14 protein-coding genes and 1 pseudogene are annotated in these 14,549 nt (G+C 58.5%); 10 read left to right on the forward strand and 5 right to left on the reverse strand.

What is annotated here, in order from left to right:
• The 4 genes and pseudogenes from AWB67_RS42265 to AWB67_RS41520 all read right to left on the reverse strand — a co-directional run.
• Nucleotides 1–252 (reverse strand): annotated as a pseudogene (locus tag AWB67_RS42265) (hypothetical protein); the annotation flags it as partial.
• A 913-nt stretch (nt 253–1,165) separates the two neighbouring features.
• Nucleotides 1,166–1,987: a bile acid:sodium symporter family protein gene (locus AWB67_RS31300; protein ID WP_125477745.1), complete on the reverse strand. Its 822-nt coding sequence runs from the start codon at nt 1,985–1,987 to the stop codon at nt 1,166–1,168.
• 89 nt (nt 1,988–2,076) lie between these two features.
• Nucleotides 2,077–2,478, reverse strand: a complete 402-nt coding sequence (locus AWB67_RS31305; protein ID WP_200822353.1) for a YidH family protein — start codon at nt 2,476–2,478, stop codon at nt 2,077–2,079.
• A 326-nt stretch (nt 2,479–2,804) separates the two neighbouring features.
• Nucleotides 2,805–3,059, reverse strand: coding sequence for a hypothetical protein (locus AWB67_RS41520; RefSeq protein WP_235025433.1), 255 nt, complete (start codon nt 3,057–3,059; stop codon nt 2,805–2,807).
• Between AWB67_RS41520 and AWB67_RS31310 the strand changes: the two genes are divergently transcribed.
• The 9 genes from AWB67_RS31310 to AWB67_RS31350 all read left to right on the forward strand — a co-directional run bounded on the left by AWB67_RS31310 (nt 2,941) and on the right by AWB67_RS31350 (nt 11,530).
• Nucleotides 2,941–4,365 (forward strand): anaerobic sulfatase maturase, encoded by a 1,425-nt coding sequence (locus AWB67_RS31310; protein ID WP_087659996.1) that lies wholly within the window; start codon nt 2,941–2,943, stop codon nt 4,363–4,365. The two genes, AWB67_RS41520 and AWB67_RS31310, sit on opposite strands and share 119 nt — an antisense overlap.
• Nucleotides 4,366–4,521: 156 nt before the next feature.
• The gene (locus tag AWB67_RS31315; protein ID WP_087659987.1) at nt 4,522–6,012 is read left to right on the forward strand and encodes an arylsulfatase; all 1,491 of its coding nucleotides are present in this window, start codon (nt 4,522–4,524) and stop codon (nt 6,010–6,012) included.
• Nucleotides 6,013–6,122: 110 nt separating this feature from the next.
• A complete protein-coding gene (locus AWB67_RS31320; protein ID WP_087659988.1) occupies nt 6,123–6,326 on the forward strand; it encodes a hypothetical protein in 204 nt (67 codons plus the stop codon).
• Nucleotides 6,272–7,168 carry a hypothetical protein gene (locus AWB67_RS31325; RefSeq protein ID WP_125477746.1) on the forward strand — a complete coding sequence of 299 codons (897 nt, stop codon included), beginning with the start codon at nt 6,272–6,274 and terminating at the stop codon, nt 7,166–7,168. Before AWB67_RS31320 ends, AWB67_RS31325 begins: the two co-directional genes overlap by 55 nt.
• Nucleotides 7,169–7,226: 58 nt before the next feature.
• Nucleotides 7,227–8,423, forward strand: a complete 1,197-nt coding sequence (locus AWB67_RS31330; protein ID WP_235025432.1) for a DUF3300 domain-containing protein — start codon at nt 7,227–7,229, stop codon at nt 8,421–8,423.
• 25 nt (nt 8,424–8,448) lie between these two features.
• On the forward strand, nt 8,449–9,342 hold the full coding sequence (locus tag AWB67_RS31335; protein ID WP_087659991.1) for a DUF2950 domain-containing protein: 894 nt from the start codon (nt 8,449–8,451) through the stop codon (nt 9,340–9,342).
• A 202-nt stretch (nt 9,343–9,544) separates the two neighbouring features.
• Nucleotides 9,545–10,132 (forward strand): BPSL1445 family SYLF domain-containing lipoprotein, encoded by a 588-nt coding sequence (locus AWB67_RS31340; RefSeq protein WP_087659997.1) that lies wholly within the window; start codon nt 9,545–9,547, stop codon nt 10,130–10,132.
• 341 nt (nt 10,133–10,473) lie between these two features.
• Complete coding sequence (locus AWB67_RS31345; RefSeq protein ID WP_087659998.1) at nt 10,474–10,878, forward strand: helix-turn-helix domain-containing protein; 405 nt, start codon at nt 10,474–10,476, stop codon at nt 10,876–10,878.
• 43 nt (nt 10,879–10,921) lie between these two features.
• A complete protein-coding gene (locus tag AWB67_RS31350; RefSeq protein ID WP_159965016.1) occupies nt 10,922–11,530 on the forward strand; it encodes a copper-binding protein in 609 nt (202 codons plus the stop codon).
• 215 nt (nt 11,531–11,745) lie between these two features.
• On the opposite strand, the gene AWB67_RS31355 is transcribed toward AWB67_RS31350, so the two are convergent.
• On the reverse strand, nt 11,746–12,882 hold the full coding sequence (locus tag AWB67_RS31355) for a porin (RefSeq protein WP_087659993.1): 1,137 nt from the start codon (nt 12,880–12,882) through the stop codon (nt 11,746–11,748).
• Nucleotides 12,883–13,664: 782 nt separating this feature from the next.
• Here AWB67_RS31355 and AWB67_RS31365 point away from each other — a divergent pair.
• A complete protein-coding gene (locus tag AWB67_RS31365) occupies nt 13,665–14,333 on the forward strand; it encodes an MlaC/ttg2D family ABC transporter substrate-binding protein (RefSeq protein ID WP_087659994.1) in 669 nt (222 codons plus the stop codon).
• The last annotated feature ends 216 nt before the right edge of the window (nt 14,334–14,549 follow it).

Here is a 14,549-nt window from a genome sequence, read left to right on the forward strand (position 1 = left end):
GCCCGCCCCGGCACCGTGCGCGAAGACATATAGGGCTCGCGCGTCCTCCGGCACTCGGAGGAGCGCAGAGACCTTAGAGCCGTCGGGCAGTGCCAGGGAAAGCGATTCTGGGTCGTCCATCGTATTCAGGTCGTGTCGTTGTGGCCGTTGCGCCGATTCTGCATCAATGAGGCATCGGGTAGCGTTTGTGGCGGCCTCCGGCAAGGCATTGCGCAGGTGGCGTTTGCCGGCCGATCCGTGGAGCGCGCCCATCGTGAACGGCGCCGCAGTCGCGATGTGTCGGTTGACGACCGCAAGCCCGACCGCAACGTGATCCGCGCTTTGAGACATTTGCGTAGTAGCAGGCCTGCATCATTGTCAGCGAACTGTTACGACACTGCAATCAGCGTCAAAGGAAGTTCTCGAAGGGCAGTTCATTTATCTGGCTCTCTGGAAGAGCATGTCCGGCTGCAAAAAGTTCTGGGTTCGGCCAGGAGGCGTCATTCGCCTGCACCGCAACTCCTATACTCAAACGTCGGTTCTAGTCAGGAATCGGCCATTCGATCTTCTTCGTACGGCCCGAGTCTAACGCTTCGACTAACGAGGCCCACTGATGAGCCATCACATCCCCAACGCACTACTCGGTTGGGAAGTTCCGGTCCCAGTCGGACTTCATATCGACGACGACCCAGCCGTGACCCGGGGCAACACCCAGCGCCTTGGGATCGCTCTCCGGAGCGGAGGTCTGCGTTATCACGGGCATGGGCACGGTGCTGCTGTAAGCTGAGAGCGACAGCACGACGCTTATGAAAAGAAAAGCAACCGCAAACCGTTTTGATCCCCTTCGTTTCATTTCCCATAGCCGGACTGTGCGAAGCCGACGGCCCTTTGCCGGCCGAGCGCGGGGTGGTTGCCGAGATAACTTGCATGCGGGCCGGGCAGGGGTCCTACAATCTCAAAAGCAAGCGGACCGTTGCGCTGAGGCTCCGGCGAGATGATCGGAGGCCTCAAATTTCACATACCGGTAGTCCTGTGCCGGAACCAAGCGCCAACCGTCCGCATAGAGCCGACGACCGCGACTAAACCACGAGCTGCCAGCGAACCTGCGTAGAGGTTATCGTAGCCGGCATGACTCGACCCGCAGTAGCACAGGTTTCGAATGAGTCCCTCGCCATAAACTTAAGAATCATCGTCGTCGCGATTTCAAATAGATGCTAGACACAATGAAGGCGGTGACGAAATACGCGACGACAAGCACCAAGGTCCTTACCCCGACGAACTCGGTTGCGACTACCAACGCAATGCCGACGTGCCGCATTGCGCAGGCGATCGCCAGCGCCGTTCGCTCATCGGGGTCGGGGCCGCCAAGAATCTGACCGATGAACAGTGCCACAATCATCAGCGCCACGAACGAAAGCACGCCTTGCCAAGTGAGACCCGCTAGGTGCTCTCTATGGACAACCAGCAGGATGATGCCCGTAACGGCCAGAACAACCCAGGCGGCGATCATGACCCGGTTCGAAAGCCGTTCCGATGAGACCGGGAAAACGAAGCGAAGCCCCATGCCGATCAGAATCGGTAGAAGAATGGTTTTGGCAATGTCCGTGACGACAGTGCGTACTGGTAGCTTCACCTCAACGTCGAAGTAGGCGCTCAACAGCACCGTCCAAATGGGTACGGCGACAATGGCCACGAGCGAGGACGTGATCAACAGACTAAAAATGTATTGCTCGATATGCAGTGTCTTCAACCTTTTTGGAAGCAGCGGCGCGCCCGCGGACACGGCGAGCGCGAGCATTGCCGCCTTGACTCCTCGCTCGATGGGCATGACCAACACAAGTCCAAAGGCGACCAGAGGAACGAGGACATACATCGCTGCGAGAGAGCGGATCAACAGCCCGGGCCGCCGCCATACGTAAGTCAATTCGGAAAACGACGTTCCGGCGCCGACACAGGCGATAAGCACGCCAATGGAGAGTTTGAGCAGGATCATCAGGGTTTCAGTCACGACACTGGCACCTTCGAATAGGTACAGCGACCATGCGATCCCGAACGAGATCGATGAAGCGACTGCTGCATGCTGCGTCTCACCTGCGCCTAGAGCAACCTTATGATGATGCTCATAAAAAGGAAGCTACCCGCAAGGGCCATGACCAACGCGACGAAAAATGTCGGCCGGCAAATGCTGACGGGATGATACTCGCGCAGACTGACGATCAATCGCCAGTACTCGATCGTTCCCAACACCATCGATACGGTACCCATTCCCGTGAGAAACAGGCCGATGCTTCGAGGACTATGCGGATGCGCCAGATGAACGCCCGCTTCCCTGAATCCCTCGAGCAGCTTATAGATCGTAAAGCCGAAGCTGATCATCGAGAGCGCGGTGCGCGTCCATGCCATCAGTGTGCGATCGGCTGCCATCAGCGTGCGCGTCGTTGCGAGGTCAGTTCGTTCTTCGGCCAGTTTATTCGCCGAGCGCGCTTCTACGTTAGCCACACCAGCCTCCACAAGAATTTTGTCGGATCGAGTTGGGGCAATGCGTTCCAGCAACTGTCACGAACAGATATAACGGCGGCTCGCGTGCGTCAACGTTAATCTAATTCATGGGGGGCAGGATTGCGAGAAGCGCCCTTCGAAGACGAATCGCATCGTGCGCTTCTTATGTAGGTGCTCCCCTAGCATAACGATAGCGAAGGCGATCTCTGTACTCTGCGCCCATTGAGTGGCGCAAGAAGGACCTGGGCGCTCGAGCCATCAAGGTTTGCCGCATTGCGTTTGATTGAAAGTCACGAATTACGTTTGCTTTTCGGCCGCAAGCTGTATTAAATACGGATTACGTTTTTGTCTGCGACTATCTGCTTCCGAATTTCTGTCCTTTTCAGATGTTGAGGCGCCCGCCGGACGGTTGAATCTTTCAGCACTTTGATAATCGAGGGGGTTGCGGCGATGGAGGCCACGATGCGGACATGCGCTTCTTCATCGATTACTGACGATCCCCAGCCGGCCGCAATATGGCGGCCGGATGCGCCGCCGCGCTTCCATCTGCTGGCCAAGCCTAGCGGCTCGACCTGCAACATAGACTGCAAATACTGCTTCTTCCTGTCGAAAGAGGCGCTGTATCCGAACGAAAAGCATCGGATGTCTCGTGCGACGCTGGAAACTTACATTCGTCAATTGCTGGAGTCGCACCGCATGCCGGAGGTGACCGTGGCGTGGCAAGGCGGCGAACCCACGTTGATGAAAGTCGAGTTCTTCAGGCACGCGGTCGATTTCGTCGAGAAATACCGCAAGCCCGGACAGATAGTGAAACATACATTTCAGACCAACGGCATTTTGCTCGACGACGAATGGTGCGAATTTTTTAAAGCGCATGACTTTCTCGTGGGCCTGAGCGTCGATGGTCCGCGTGAGGTGCACGACACTTTCCGCGTCGATCGTCGCGCACAGGGCACCTTCGATCTGGTCATGAACGGGTGGAAGCAATTATGCAAGCATGGCGTCGAGTTCAACATTTTGTGTACCGTCAATTCCGCCAATGAGCACCATGGTCGCTCGGTTTATCGTTTCTTTCGCGATGAACTCGGCGCAAAATGGATTCAGTTCATTCCTATAATCGAGCGCGCAACGGAACAGACAATTCAGCTAGCGAATCGCGGCTGGAGCGAACAGGAAGGCCGCAAGCGCGTGCTGTACACGCAGACCGGCAATCTCGTCACCGATCGTTCGGTCGGCGCGAGGCAGTATGGTCTTTTCCTCATGGATGTCTTCGAAGAATGGGTGCGTCGCGACGTCGGCCGCGTCTTCGTGCAGTTGTTCGATGTGACGCTGGAGGCTTTCTTTGGCCGCCATCTGTTGTGCATTCATGCGCCGACTTGCGGCCTCGGCCCCGCGCTCGAATACAACGGCGACCTGTATTCGTGCGATCACTTCGTCGAACCCGGATATCGCCTGGGCAATATCCATGACACGCACATGCTCGAACTCATTGCGTCGCCCGAGCAACGCAAGTTCGGACTCGACAAGCGCGATTCGCTTACGGCACAGTGCAGAAACTGCAAAGTGAGGGCGTTATGCAATGGCGGTTGCCCGAAAGACCGTTTCGCGCTTTCACGCGACGGCGAAGCTGGCCATAACTATTTGTGCGCCGGGCTGGAGTTGTTCTTTACGCAGTCGCGCCATGCAATGGAAACGATGGCAAAACTCTATCATGATGGCCGTCCGCCGTCAGACGTAATGGAGACGATCGCCATCGAAGACAAGCGGCGGGGCCCGTATGTGCCTTGTCGATGCGGCAGCGGCAGGAAGTTCAAGTTCTGCCATGGCAACAACACGCCGCGTCATCCGTTCGACCCAGGGAGCAGTGAGGCGCAGCGCACTTCGTGAGAAGAAGGTGGCGCGCAAAGACGTCGGTGGCCGTTACTAGCTCACCGGGCGGGGACCGGCGAGCGTCATGCTGGCTCAGTTCGGTGATTGATGAACCCGCTTCGTCCGGCTTGCGCATGGCACGTCGGGCGCTTTCTGAAAGGAGTGGAAGCAATCATGGCGACAAAGCAACCGAATATCCTGATTCTTTGGGGCGATGATATCGGATGGTGGAACATCAGCTTCAATAGCCGTGGGCAAATGGGTTATCGCACGCCCAATATCGATCGCATTGCCAACGAGGGCGTGGCATTCACGGACTACTACGCTCAGCAGAGTTGTACGGCTGGTCGCGCGGCATTCATTACGGGACAGAATCCGATCCGCACGGGACTGACCAAGGTCGGTATGCCGGGTGCAGACGTCGGTCTATCAGCGGAAGATCCCACGATTGCGGAAATGCTCAAGCCGCTCGGTTATGTCACCGGGCAATTCGGCAAGAACCATTTGGGCGACAAAGATGAATTTTTGCCCACCATGCATGGTTTCGATGAGTTCTTCGGCAATCTCTATCACCTGAATGCGGAAGAGGAACCCGAGGATCCCGATTATCCAAAGGATCCTGCATTCAGGGAACGCTTCGGTCCTAGAGGGGTGCTCCACTGCCGGTCTGATGGCAATGGCGGTCAGAAGATCGAAGATACCGGTGCGCTTACCAAAAAGCGCATGGAAACGATCGATGAAGAAACGACGTCGCTTGCTTGCGCATTCATCGATAAGGCTCACAACGAGGCTAAACCGTTCTTCGTCTGGTACAACACGACAGCCATGCATTTCCGCACGCATTGCGCAGAAAAGCACAAGGGCAAGAGTGGGCAGGGCGACTATAACGACGTCATGGTGGCGCACGACGAGAACATCGGCAAGATGCTGGGAAAGCTCGATGAATTGGGAATTGCCGAAGATACGATCGTCATGTACTCGACGGATAATGGCCCGCACTTCAATAGTTGGCCCGACGCGGGTATCACCCCCTTTCGGTCCGAAAAGAATACGAACTGGGAAGGCGGCTGGCGTGTTCCGGCGTTCGTTCGGTGGCCGGGGAAAATACCTGCTGGCACCGTTCTTAACGGGATAGTCACGCACCAGGACTGGATGACGACCTTTCTCGCGGCGGCTGGCGAGCCGGAGGTCAAGGAAAAGCTGCTTAAGGGATACAAAGCTGGCGAGAAAACGTACAAGGTCCACCTGGACGGTTTCAACATGCTTCCCTATCTGACCGGGGAAGTGAAAGAAAGCCCGCGGGAATCGTTTTTCTATATCAGCGACGACGGCGACGTGATGGCGATCCGTGTGCGTGACTGGAAAATGGTCTTGCTGGAACAGCGCGCCAAGCAGTTGGCGTGCTGGGCGGAGCCCTTTGTTCGGCTGCGGATTCCAAAGATGTTCCATCTTCGGCGGGACCCGTTCGAGCGAGCGGACGAGAGCTCAAACACATACTACGACTGGATGATCTCCCATGCCTATCTGCTATACGCGATGCAAGCGGTGGTAGCGTCGCAGATCGAGAATTTCAAGGCCTATCCGCCGCGTCAGAAGCCTGCATCATTTAACCTGGACGCTGTGATGCGCCAGCTCGATGATGCGGGCGGCGGGGCGCATCATTGAGCGGGCATAAAAGTCGTTTCGCGGCGTCCATCGCAGGCTCCGGCAGAAACAGCCGGCGTCCTGCATCGGCAGGAGGCCCATCGCGGCATTTGGTTATTGCGAGTGGCGGCATGCAGATGCTCAGATGGACGACGGCCGGAAAGGGCGTCCGGCTTGGGGTGATCATTCACCATACGGATGCCGAGCGAGAATATGCTTACGACCGCACCTCGAAGGTTGGAAAACTGGACAAGGCACTCGGCGAGGCGCCACGCAACGGATGGATCGTCGTCGACGTGAAGCAGGACTGGAATCGGATATTCCCCGGCAACTGATGATCCGGTACGCGTTGCTAACGGATGGCGCCGTCTTTGGAGAGGGTGCAGACATGATGGCGAGATCGCAGCGGCGCATGGTGGCATGGGCGGTCTGTGCATCGCTGACCATCGTCGCGACGGCGGCACGCGCCGAGACGCAACCGACGTCGTCCGGTCCGGACGGCTGGCAATTCACGCTGACGCCCTACTTATGGCTCGCGGGTCAGAGCGGCAATGTGCGCATCGGGCAAGTGATTCCCGGTCAGAACGTGGATGCCCACTTCTCCAATATCTGGCGAGATCTCGACTTCGGCGTGATGGCGGCCTTCGAAGCACGCAAAGGTCGCTGGGCGATCATCGTCGATGGGTTTTACGTCAATGTATCGACCACGTCAGAGCCGATACTCGGCGGGCGGTTGGGTACGGCACGCCTGCAACTGGACAATGGAATCGTTCAGGCGGTTGGCGCTTACCGTATTCTGCCGAGCGATAAAACGCCCGTGGATTTCATAGCAGGCCTGCGCTACACGAATCTCAACGCAAAGCTTTCCTTTTCGCCTAGTCCCGTTTTGCCGGCCGGTGACCAACGAAGCACGAATGTCGACTGGGTCGACGCCCTGGTGGGCTTGCGTGCCTTTTACCGATTCACGGACAACTGGTCGGTCATGGGCTACGCGGATGTCGGAACCGGAGGTGCCAAGTATTCGTGGCAGCTGATCGCGTCGGTGTCGTGGGATGTCTCCAAGACGATCGGCATGACCGCCGGATATCGGATCCTCGCGCAGGACTACAACACCTCGTCGTTTTACTACAACGTCAGAACCGCCGGTCCGTTTGCCGGCGCGCACATCAAATTCTAAATCCGGTGGCAATGCGTGCACGAGTGGGTGTGAACTGGCGTCCTGGGAGGGCTCGATCGTGAAACTGTCCGCAGCATCCGCTCGAACCATGCTCGTGCTTTGCGCCGGGCTTGTCGTGCCGCTTGTGATGAGTATCGCGTTGCTGGGCATCGCCCATGCGCAAGGCACGGGCAAGGTCTCAAGGCAACAGCTCGATTCACTGACAGCGCCGATCGCGCTGTATCCTGATCCTTTACTCGCACAGGTGCTGATGGGCGCTACCTATCCCAAAGAGGTGGAATCGGCCGCGGCGTGGTCGAAGGATCACGCATTGATGACCGGTGACGAAGCCGTGAAGGCGGTCGCGTCGCAGCCATGGGATCCGAGCGTGCAGTCGCTCGTTGCATTTCCGCAGGTGCTGGCCACCATGGCGTCGAAGCCCGATTGGGTCAAGCAGATCGGCGATGCGTTTCTCGCGCAACCCAGCGACGTGATGGATTCCGTCCAGCGGCTGCGCAAGCAGGCGCACGAAGCGGGGAACCTCAAATCGGGGGATCAGCAGAAAGTCGTGGTCGAGCAGAGCACCATCCAGATCCAGCCGGTGAATCCGCAGGTCGTGTACGTGCCGACCTACAACCCCGCGTTCGTGTACGGACCGTGGCTATACCCGGCTTATCCGCCCGTCTATATCCCGCCGCCGCCCGGTTACGCGATCGCGAGCGGTTTTGCCGTGGGTCTTGCCTTCGGCACCGGTATCGCGGTGACCAATGCGCTGTGGGGCGGCTTCAACTGGAATAGTCACGAAGTGAACGTCAACGTCAATCATTACAACAACATCAACGTCAACAACCGGCTCAGCGCGAGCGGCAGCACGACGAACTGGAATCGCAACGCGAACTTCAGCGGCGCGCAACACGACGCGTATCGCGGATATGACACGTCGCGCACTCAGGCGATGCAGGCCTTCGACAGCCGCACCGGAGAGAACATGAGCGGATCGGCGAGCCAGCGCTTGCAGGGCATCGACAAGGGCGGGTTCAGCGCGAGCGACTTGCAGAGTCACGCCGACTACGCGAATCGCGACAGCGCGCTGCGTGACGCCGGCGATGGCGACGGTGCGCGTCAGGACATGCAGCGCGGCGAGGATAGCCGCAGTTCGCTCGCCGGCAACTTTGGCGGCGGCGGATTCGGTGGCGACCGGTTCGGCGGCGGCGGAGGCCGGTTCGGGGGCGGCGGGTTTGGCGGCGGTGGATTCGGCGGCCGCTTTCGCCGTTAGCATGTGAGCGCGACTGGAGACTCCAATGACCCATTCTTTCCTGAACTGCACGCTGTTCGCCGCGTGGCTCCTGGTTTCGAGCGTGCAGGGCGCCCGCGCGCAAGCCGTCTTTCCGACGCCCGAAGCCGGAGCCAGCGCCTTCGTCGACGCGCTTGCCAGCAACGACGACGCAGCGATGCAGCGCGTGCTCGGCAGCGACTTTCGACGCTTCATTCCCGCTCAGGATGTCAATCAAGACGATGTCTATCGATTCCTCGGGGCGTGGTCGCAGGGCCATGAGATCGTGTCCGAGCCTGCTTCGGAAAAGAAGCCAGCGATCGCACACATCGCGGTCGGCACAAGCAAGTGGACGCTGCCGATTCCGCTCGTGAAAACGCAGCGCGGCTGGCGCTTCGATCCGGTCGCCGGCCGGGACGAACTGATGACGCGGCGTATCGGTCGCAACGAGCGCGCAGCAATGCGGACGTCGCTCGCCTATCTTGATGCGCAGCGCGACTATCGCGCGCTCACGCACCATTATGCGGGACGCCTCGTGAGCAGACCGGGACAGCGTGACGGTCTTTACTGGCCTGCCGCCCAGGGCGAAACGCCAAGCCCGCTCGGACCCCTCGCGATCGCGATGCAACAAGGCAACGGCGCGCCTTCGGGCGGCTACCACGGCTATCACTACCGGATTCTCGCGGCGCAAGGTGCGCACCCAAATGGAGGCCGCAAGGACTATGAACAAGACGGCGTGCTCGCCGACGGGTGCGCGCTCGTGGCATGGCCTGTCTCGTATGGCGCGACGGGTGTGATGACATTCCTCGTCAACGACGAAGGGAAGCTCGTGCAGAAGAACTTCGGCCCAGATACCACGCGCATGGTGGGCCGGCTCCGTTCGTTCGATCCTGACGGATCGTGGTCAACGGCGAAGCCTTGATCGGCGCTCATGTACATGATTCACCGATGAAACTGCAGTGCGTCGAAAGCACTTGGCTCATATCGGAAAGCAGTTCAAATGGAACACAGTTGGAAAGGACGACGCAGACTACTGTCTTACTACGCGCCAAAATCTCAACTTGTTAACGGACTTCCGGTCGGTGGGCGATTTGGAGGGAGTTAGCGGCCTCGTGGAGCACATCATGCAAAGAAGAACCTTTATGCGTAGCGCAACGGCTTCGTTCTCAATTGCGGCATTGGGACTAGTCGGATGTACGATGACGAGGGATCAAGCGCCAACGGCTGCCACCGATATGTCGAAGCGTCAGTCGATCGACGCGAGTGTTGACGGCACAATCTCGCGCGTATATTCGGCCGTGCCGGGGTCGCGCGAACTTATCGCCAAATCTCAAGGAATGCTTGTGTTTCCGTCCGTCGTGGAGGTGGGCTTTGTCGTCGGTGGTCAATATGGCGAGGGCGCGCTACGTGTAGGTGGGACGTCGGTCGGCTACTACAGCACGGTTTCGGCCGCATTTGGTTTCTTGGCGGGTGCGCAATCGAAGGCACTTGTCTTTCTCTTCCTGACCCAGGATGCCTTGAATCAGTTTCGGCAATCAAAGGGATGGACGGCGGGCGCAGACGCTTCCGTCGCGGTTGTAAAAGTAGGTGCCAACGGCTCGGTCGACACGACGACCGCGACGGCGCCGGTTCAAGTCATCGCCCTGACAAATGCCGGGCTGATGGGCAATTTGTCGCTTGAAGGAACCAAGGTTTCCCCCTTAGCCATTTGAATGTCGAGTGGTTGCGCCAGGAGAATCATCGATGAATGCGACCGATAAAGGAGAGCACAAACTACCGGATCGTGGCCGAGCTGACCCCGCAAGCTGGGGCAGTCTTCTTCGGCCCCGTCCGGAGCATGCATAGCTGAATCAACGCGCAGTCGGAAGCTGCGGTCCTAGTGAATTTCCGTGTCTTTTCCCAGAGTTCGATGAAAATCGTGTATTGCTATGCGTAATGAACTTCGAGGTCCGCACCGGAAGCGGATGGCACTTTCCACGAACGCAGCAATAGCAGCGGTCGCCGCCGCGACGGCGACAGCCGCGTCCCTGCGATCACAACGATGGATGTGCAGATGCATTCCCGAGCAGAGAAACTCCCGAGTGTCGTGCGCCGGATGACCGCCGGGCAGATGTTGCTCGACGGCGCATCGGTGGATGCGGTCGCTGAGCAACTGCATCTCTCGACTCAGACCGTGAAGCGCTATCAGGCCATCGTGAAGGAGGGCGGGCTTGAAGCGCTGCAGAAGATGGGCGTCGGCGGGCGCTCCTCGGTCCTCGACCAGGAGGCGCTCGAATGGATCGCCTTGGCGTTGCAAGGCGCGGCGCGCGAACATGGCTTCGAGAGCGACGCATGGACCAACGCCCGCCTGCGCGGGCTCGTCGAACAACGATATGGCGTGCGTTTCTCGCGCGTCTACATCTGGCAGATTGCAACCAAGCTCGGTTTGGGACATTTGCTTTCCAAATCGCGTCGCTAGTCGCGTCGGCCGACCGTCTTCTCACCCACGCAAGGAGCATCGTATGTCACCTAAAGCTCAATCGCGAGTTCTCAGAAAGGGCCTCGTACGCGCAACCGCAATCGCCGCGATGGCGTTCGCTGATACGGCCATCGCGCAGGACGCAGCATCGGGCGCGGGCGGCGACGCGCGTGGCGTCGCCACGGTTGCCGAGGTTCAGGCGCATGTGGTCGGCATCGATCCGGCGACCAACAGCGTGGCGCTTCAGGGCCCGCAGGGCCGCATTGTTGAGGTCGCGGTCAATCCCGAAGTCGGCGACGTGAAGAAGTTGCAGATCGGCGATACGGTCAACATCCAATATCGGAACGCGCTACTCGTGCGTGCGACAAAGGTGAAATCAACGGGGATTCGGGAGCGGGTCGACACCGAAGCGACGATTCCCGCTTCGGGCGGTGTGACTGCAACGGCCCGCAGCGTGCAAATCCTCGCGACGATCCAGAAGATCGACGCGAAGAAGCGCTTGGTCACGCTGCGCGGACCGAACCGTACCGAAGTCTTCCAGCTTGCGCCGGACGTCTCGCTCGACGGACTGAAGACCGGCGACACCGTGCGGGCCGAGTTCGTGTCGGCCACGGCGATTCAGGTGCTGCGTGGCGGGTCGGCAGTGAAATGATCGTGGAGTTGTCCACGGCTCAGCGTTGATGGTTTGCGCGCAGCGTGCTTGGACAATTCCGTCCCAGCACCTGCGCGTCGAAATGAATCGCCACATCGTTAAGGCAAAGCGAGGCGACGCGATCTGCGATTTTCTCACAAGCGCAGCGCGGCGAAAGTGTCGCTCGACCCGCGCGAGGTGGCGAATTGCCGAATTGCTGCCGCGTTCCCGATCACCTAAAAGCGATGACGCACGCCCGCGGTCACCTCGACTTGGTTGCTAGTCGATGAAGGCGCGCTCAATCCATTAATGAATGCCACCCCCAGTGCGGTGTTCTGGCTCGTGCTGACTGACTGATAGACACCTTGCAGATACACATCCGTGCGTTTGGAGAGGTTGTAACCCGTTTGCAGACCAACCTGGTTCCAATGCGGAGTACCGCTTCCTGTGTTGCCTCCCGCGCGTGAGTATGTATAGGCGCCCGACACGTTCATCGCTGGCGTCAGGTTATAGCGGATATTGCCCTCGAAGTTCTGGATATGGGTACTCAAACCGGTCTGGAATATCTCAGTCAGGTTGGTCTGTGTATACACGAACCCAACGACTGCCGGTCCGAACGCGTAGTTCACCCCCGCTCCCCAGGTTTGTTGGCGCGCGGCACTAAGCGTCTGCCCGTCCGTCACGGCGCCGTTGGCGTTGAAATTGGCCGCCGCCTGCGAACTTGCGCCATTATTCAGGTGAAGGTACCCGGCGCCAAAGTTCAGGGGGCCCCAACTATACGATGCGCCCACGCTATACGCGCGATTGTTCGCAAAAGCCCCCGCCGCATTTGAAAAGCCGTACAGCCCACCAAACCGGAATCCCGCATAGTTAGCACTTTGGTATTTGACTGAGTTGTTGATCGAGAATGAGTTGTTATTCAGGTTATCGTTGTTGAACGGGTGTGCGAAGTGCGTGCCGCCATACTCCGTGCCAGTCAGCGCCAGCGGTCCGACATAGTCGATCATGCTGTCGTACTGGCGGCCTAACGTGACAGCACCAAAATCGACGCTGGACAGGCCGACAAAGGCCTGACGGCCAAACTCCCGACCGCTCTGTGAATAGGTCCCGTTGTTCACGTTAAAGCCGCTTTCCAACGTGAAGATTGCCTTCAGGCCACCCCCCAGATCTTCCGCCCCGCGCAAGCCCCAGCGGCTGCCCTCCACAGAGCCGCTGGTCATCTGCACATTGCTGCGCCCGCCTTGGCTGGTGAGCTGGCTGTTCGTGTAGGTGATGCCGGCATCGATCAGGCCGTACAGCGTGACGCTGCTTTGCGCCTGCGCGGCGCTCGCAAACATGCCCAGAAGGGCTGCCGCCAAAATGTTCCTTCTCATTGAACCGCTCCCGAAGATTGTTGACAGATAGCTCCGCGGATAACCAAAATTTCACAAACGCTAACAACAAAATCCCCGGTACCACCGCCGCTTATTAGCGTTGAAAGGGTATGCAATCAGCAATCCAATAATTTATGAGCGCGACCGGAACTTATTATTCGCTCTTTCTTACGGGATAGGTAGGGGGAAAAATCTGTGGTCTGTTTTCCAATTTGGTGGGACGGCACGGCCGCCGTTTGGCTGTTCACCGACATCGATGACTTATTCAGAGGCCATCAACGCAGCAAGGCGCCGATGCCCGTTTTTCAATGGCGTGGGGGCTAGATTTTGGCGCCCGCGACAGATATGACCTACTTCACGGGCGGCCGAGCGAGTGTAAGCGATGTAAAGGACCAAGACCTGCAACGCACCGTCCGGAACGATCTCACGTTGTCGGTTCCGTCGAATGGGTCTGATAACACGCGTCGGTGGAAAATTTTCAGACCTTCTCTCTATCGCTGCAATACTGCTGGTTCACTCGTTAGGAACGTTGGGAGCATCGTCTGACGCGGACAGGCGGAAGCGCTGGCCGGAAACCTTTCGTAGGATACGACTGAATTTTCCATCCAGAGATATTGCAGAGCGGGTCGGGGCGAAAATGGGCGGGTCTTGGCAGGAAATGATCCAGCCGGACAAGCCGTCACATGTTCCGAAACAGGTAAGTAACCGGCAAAAACATGCGCGGACCTCACCGTGACCGCTTCGGCGGTCTGCCGGGCTCTTTCCCAAAATCGAGGTTTGCAATGAAGCACTTCTGCCGAAGCACCATTGTCCGCTCCGCGTTCGTCGCATCGCTCGCAATCGGGGCGTGCATCGGGTTGCTGTGCGTGCCTGAGCACGCGTGGTCCGCCCAAATCGACGACCAGACCGACCCGCAGAGACTCATCCAAACAGTGACGCAGAAAATCCTGGACGAGGTGCGCCAGCAGGCACTCACGCCCGACGACATCCCGCGCATCATGGATATCGTAAACCGGGACATCCTCCCATACGTCGACTTTCGCCGCACTACGCAGTACGCGATGGGCCGCTTCTGGCGCACTTCGACTCCCGAGCAACAGAACCAGGTTGTCGAGCAGTTCAGGCAGTTGCTTATCCACACGTATGCCGGCGCACTCACCCTTATCAACACGGATCAAAAATTCGAATACCCACCTTCGCATAGTGGGTCGAGCGACACCGATGCGGTAGTACGCACAATCGCCTCAGGCAAGAACGGCGAAGTGCAAATCGACTACCGGCTGTACAAGTCACACCAGGGTTGGCGCGTCTATGACATGAACGTGCTCGGCGCGTGGCTGATCCAGACCTACCGTACGCAATTCAACGACAAGATCCAGCAAAGCGGCGTCGACGGACTGATCCAGTTTCTCGTCGGCCGCAACAAGCAACTTGCGTCATCGGCAGCGTGATCCGATTTCAGTGTTGACGACGGAGACATCGCGTAGCCGCACCGCATGCTTAGCAGATCAAGGCTCAAGCAGGACGGTCAACGGCCGAACTGCACCGGATTACCGACTTTACCCGAATGGCCGATCGACCGACCGCTATGGGTCGATTTGAGCCATCGGCCTTAATGACCCGCAACGCAGCATGAGCGCATCGTTGAAAAGCCACAGTCGTCGATT

It is taken from the genome of Caballeronia terrestris, assembly GCF_001544515.1.
Classification (GTDB): domain Bacteria; phylum Pseudomonadota; class Gammaproteobacteria; order Burkholderiales; family Burkholderiaceae; genus Caballeronia; species Caballeronia terrestris.

Excerpts from the sequence above, each read along its gene's own strand:
- AWB67_RS31310 (WP_087659996.1), top strand. The coding sequence starts at position 2,941 with ATGCGGACATGCGCTTCTTCATCGATTACTGACGATCCCCAGCCGGCC.
- AWB67_RS41520 (WP_235025433.1), bottom strand. The coding sequence starts at position 3,059 with ATGTTGCAGGTCGAGCCGCTAGGCTTGGCCAGCAGATGGAAGCGCGGC.
- AWB67_RS31315 (WP_087659987.1), top strand. The coding sequence starts at position 4,522 with ATGGCGACAAAGCAACCGAATATCCTGATTCTTTGGGGCGATGATATC.
- AWB67_RS31320 (WP_087659988.1), top strand. The coding sequence starts at position 6,123 with ATGCAGATGCTCAGATGGACGACGGCCGGAAAGGGCGTCCGGCTTGGG.
- AWB67_RS31325 (WP_125477746.1), top strand. The coding sequence starts at position 6,272 with ATGGATCGTCGTCGACGTGAAGCAGGACTGGAATCGGATATTCCCCGG.
- AWB67_RS31335 (WP_087659991.1), top strand. The coding sequence starts at position 8,449 with ATGACCCATTCTTTCCTGAACTGCACGCTGTTCGCCGCGTGGCTCCTG.
- AWB67_RS31340 (WP_087659997.1), top strand. The coding sequence starts at position 9,545 with ATGCAAAGAAGAACCTTTATGCGTAGCGCAACGGCTTCGTTCTCAATT.
- AWB67_RS31345 (WP_087659998.1), top strand. The coding sequence starts at position 10,474 with ATGCATTCCCGAGCAGAGAAACTCCCGAGTGTCGTGCGCCGGATGACC.
- AWB67_RS31350 (WP_159965016.1), top strand. The coding sequence starts at position 10,922 with ATGTCACCTAAAGCTCAATCGCGAGTTCTCAGAAAGGGCCTCGTACGC.
- AWB67_RS31355 (WP_087659993.1), bottom strand. The coding sequence starts at position 12,882 with ATGAGAAGGAACATTTTGGCGGCAGCCCTTCTGGGCATGTTTGCGAGC.
- AWB67_RS31365 (WP_087659994.1), top strand. The coding sequence starts at position 13,665 with ATGAAGCACTTCTGCCGAAGCACCATTGTCCGCTCCGCGTTCGTCGCA.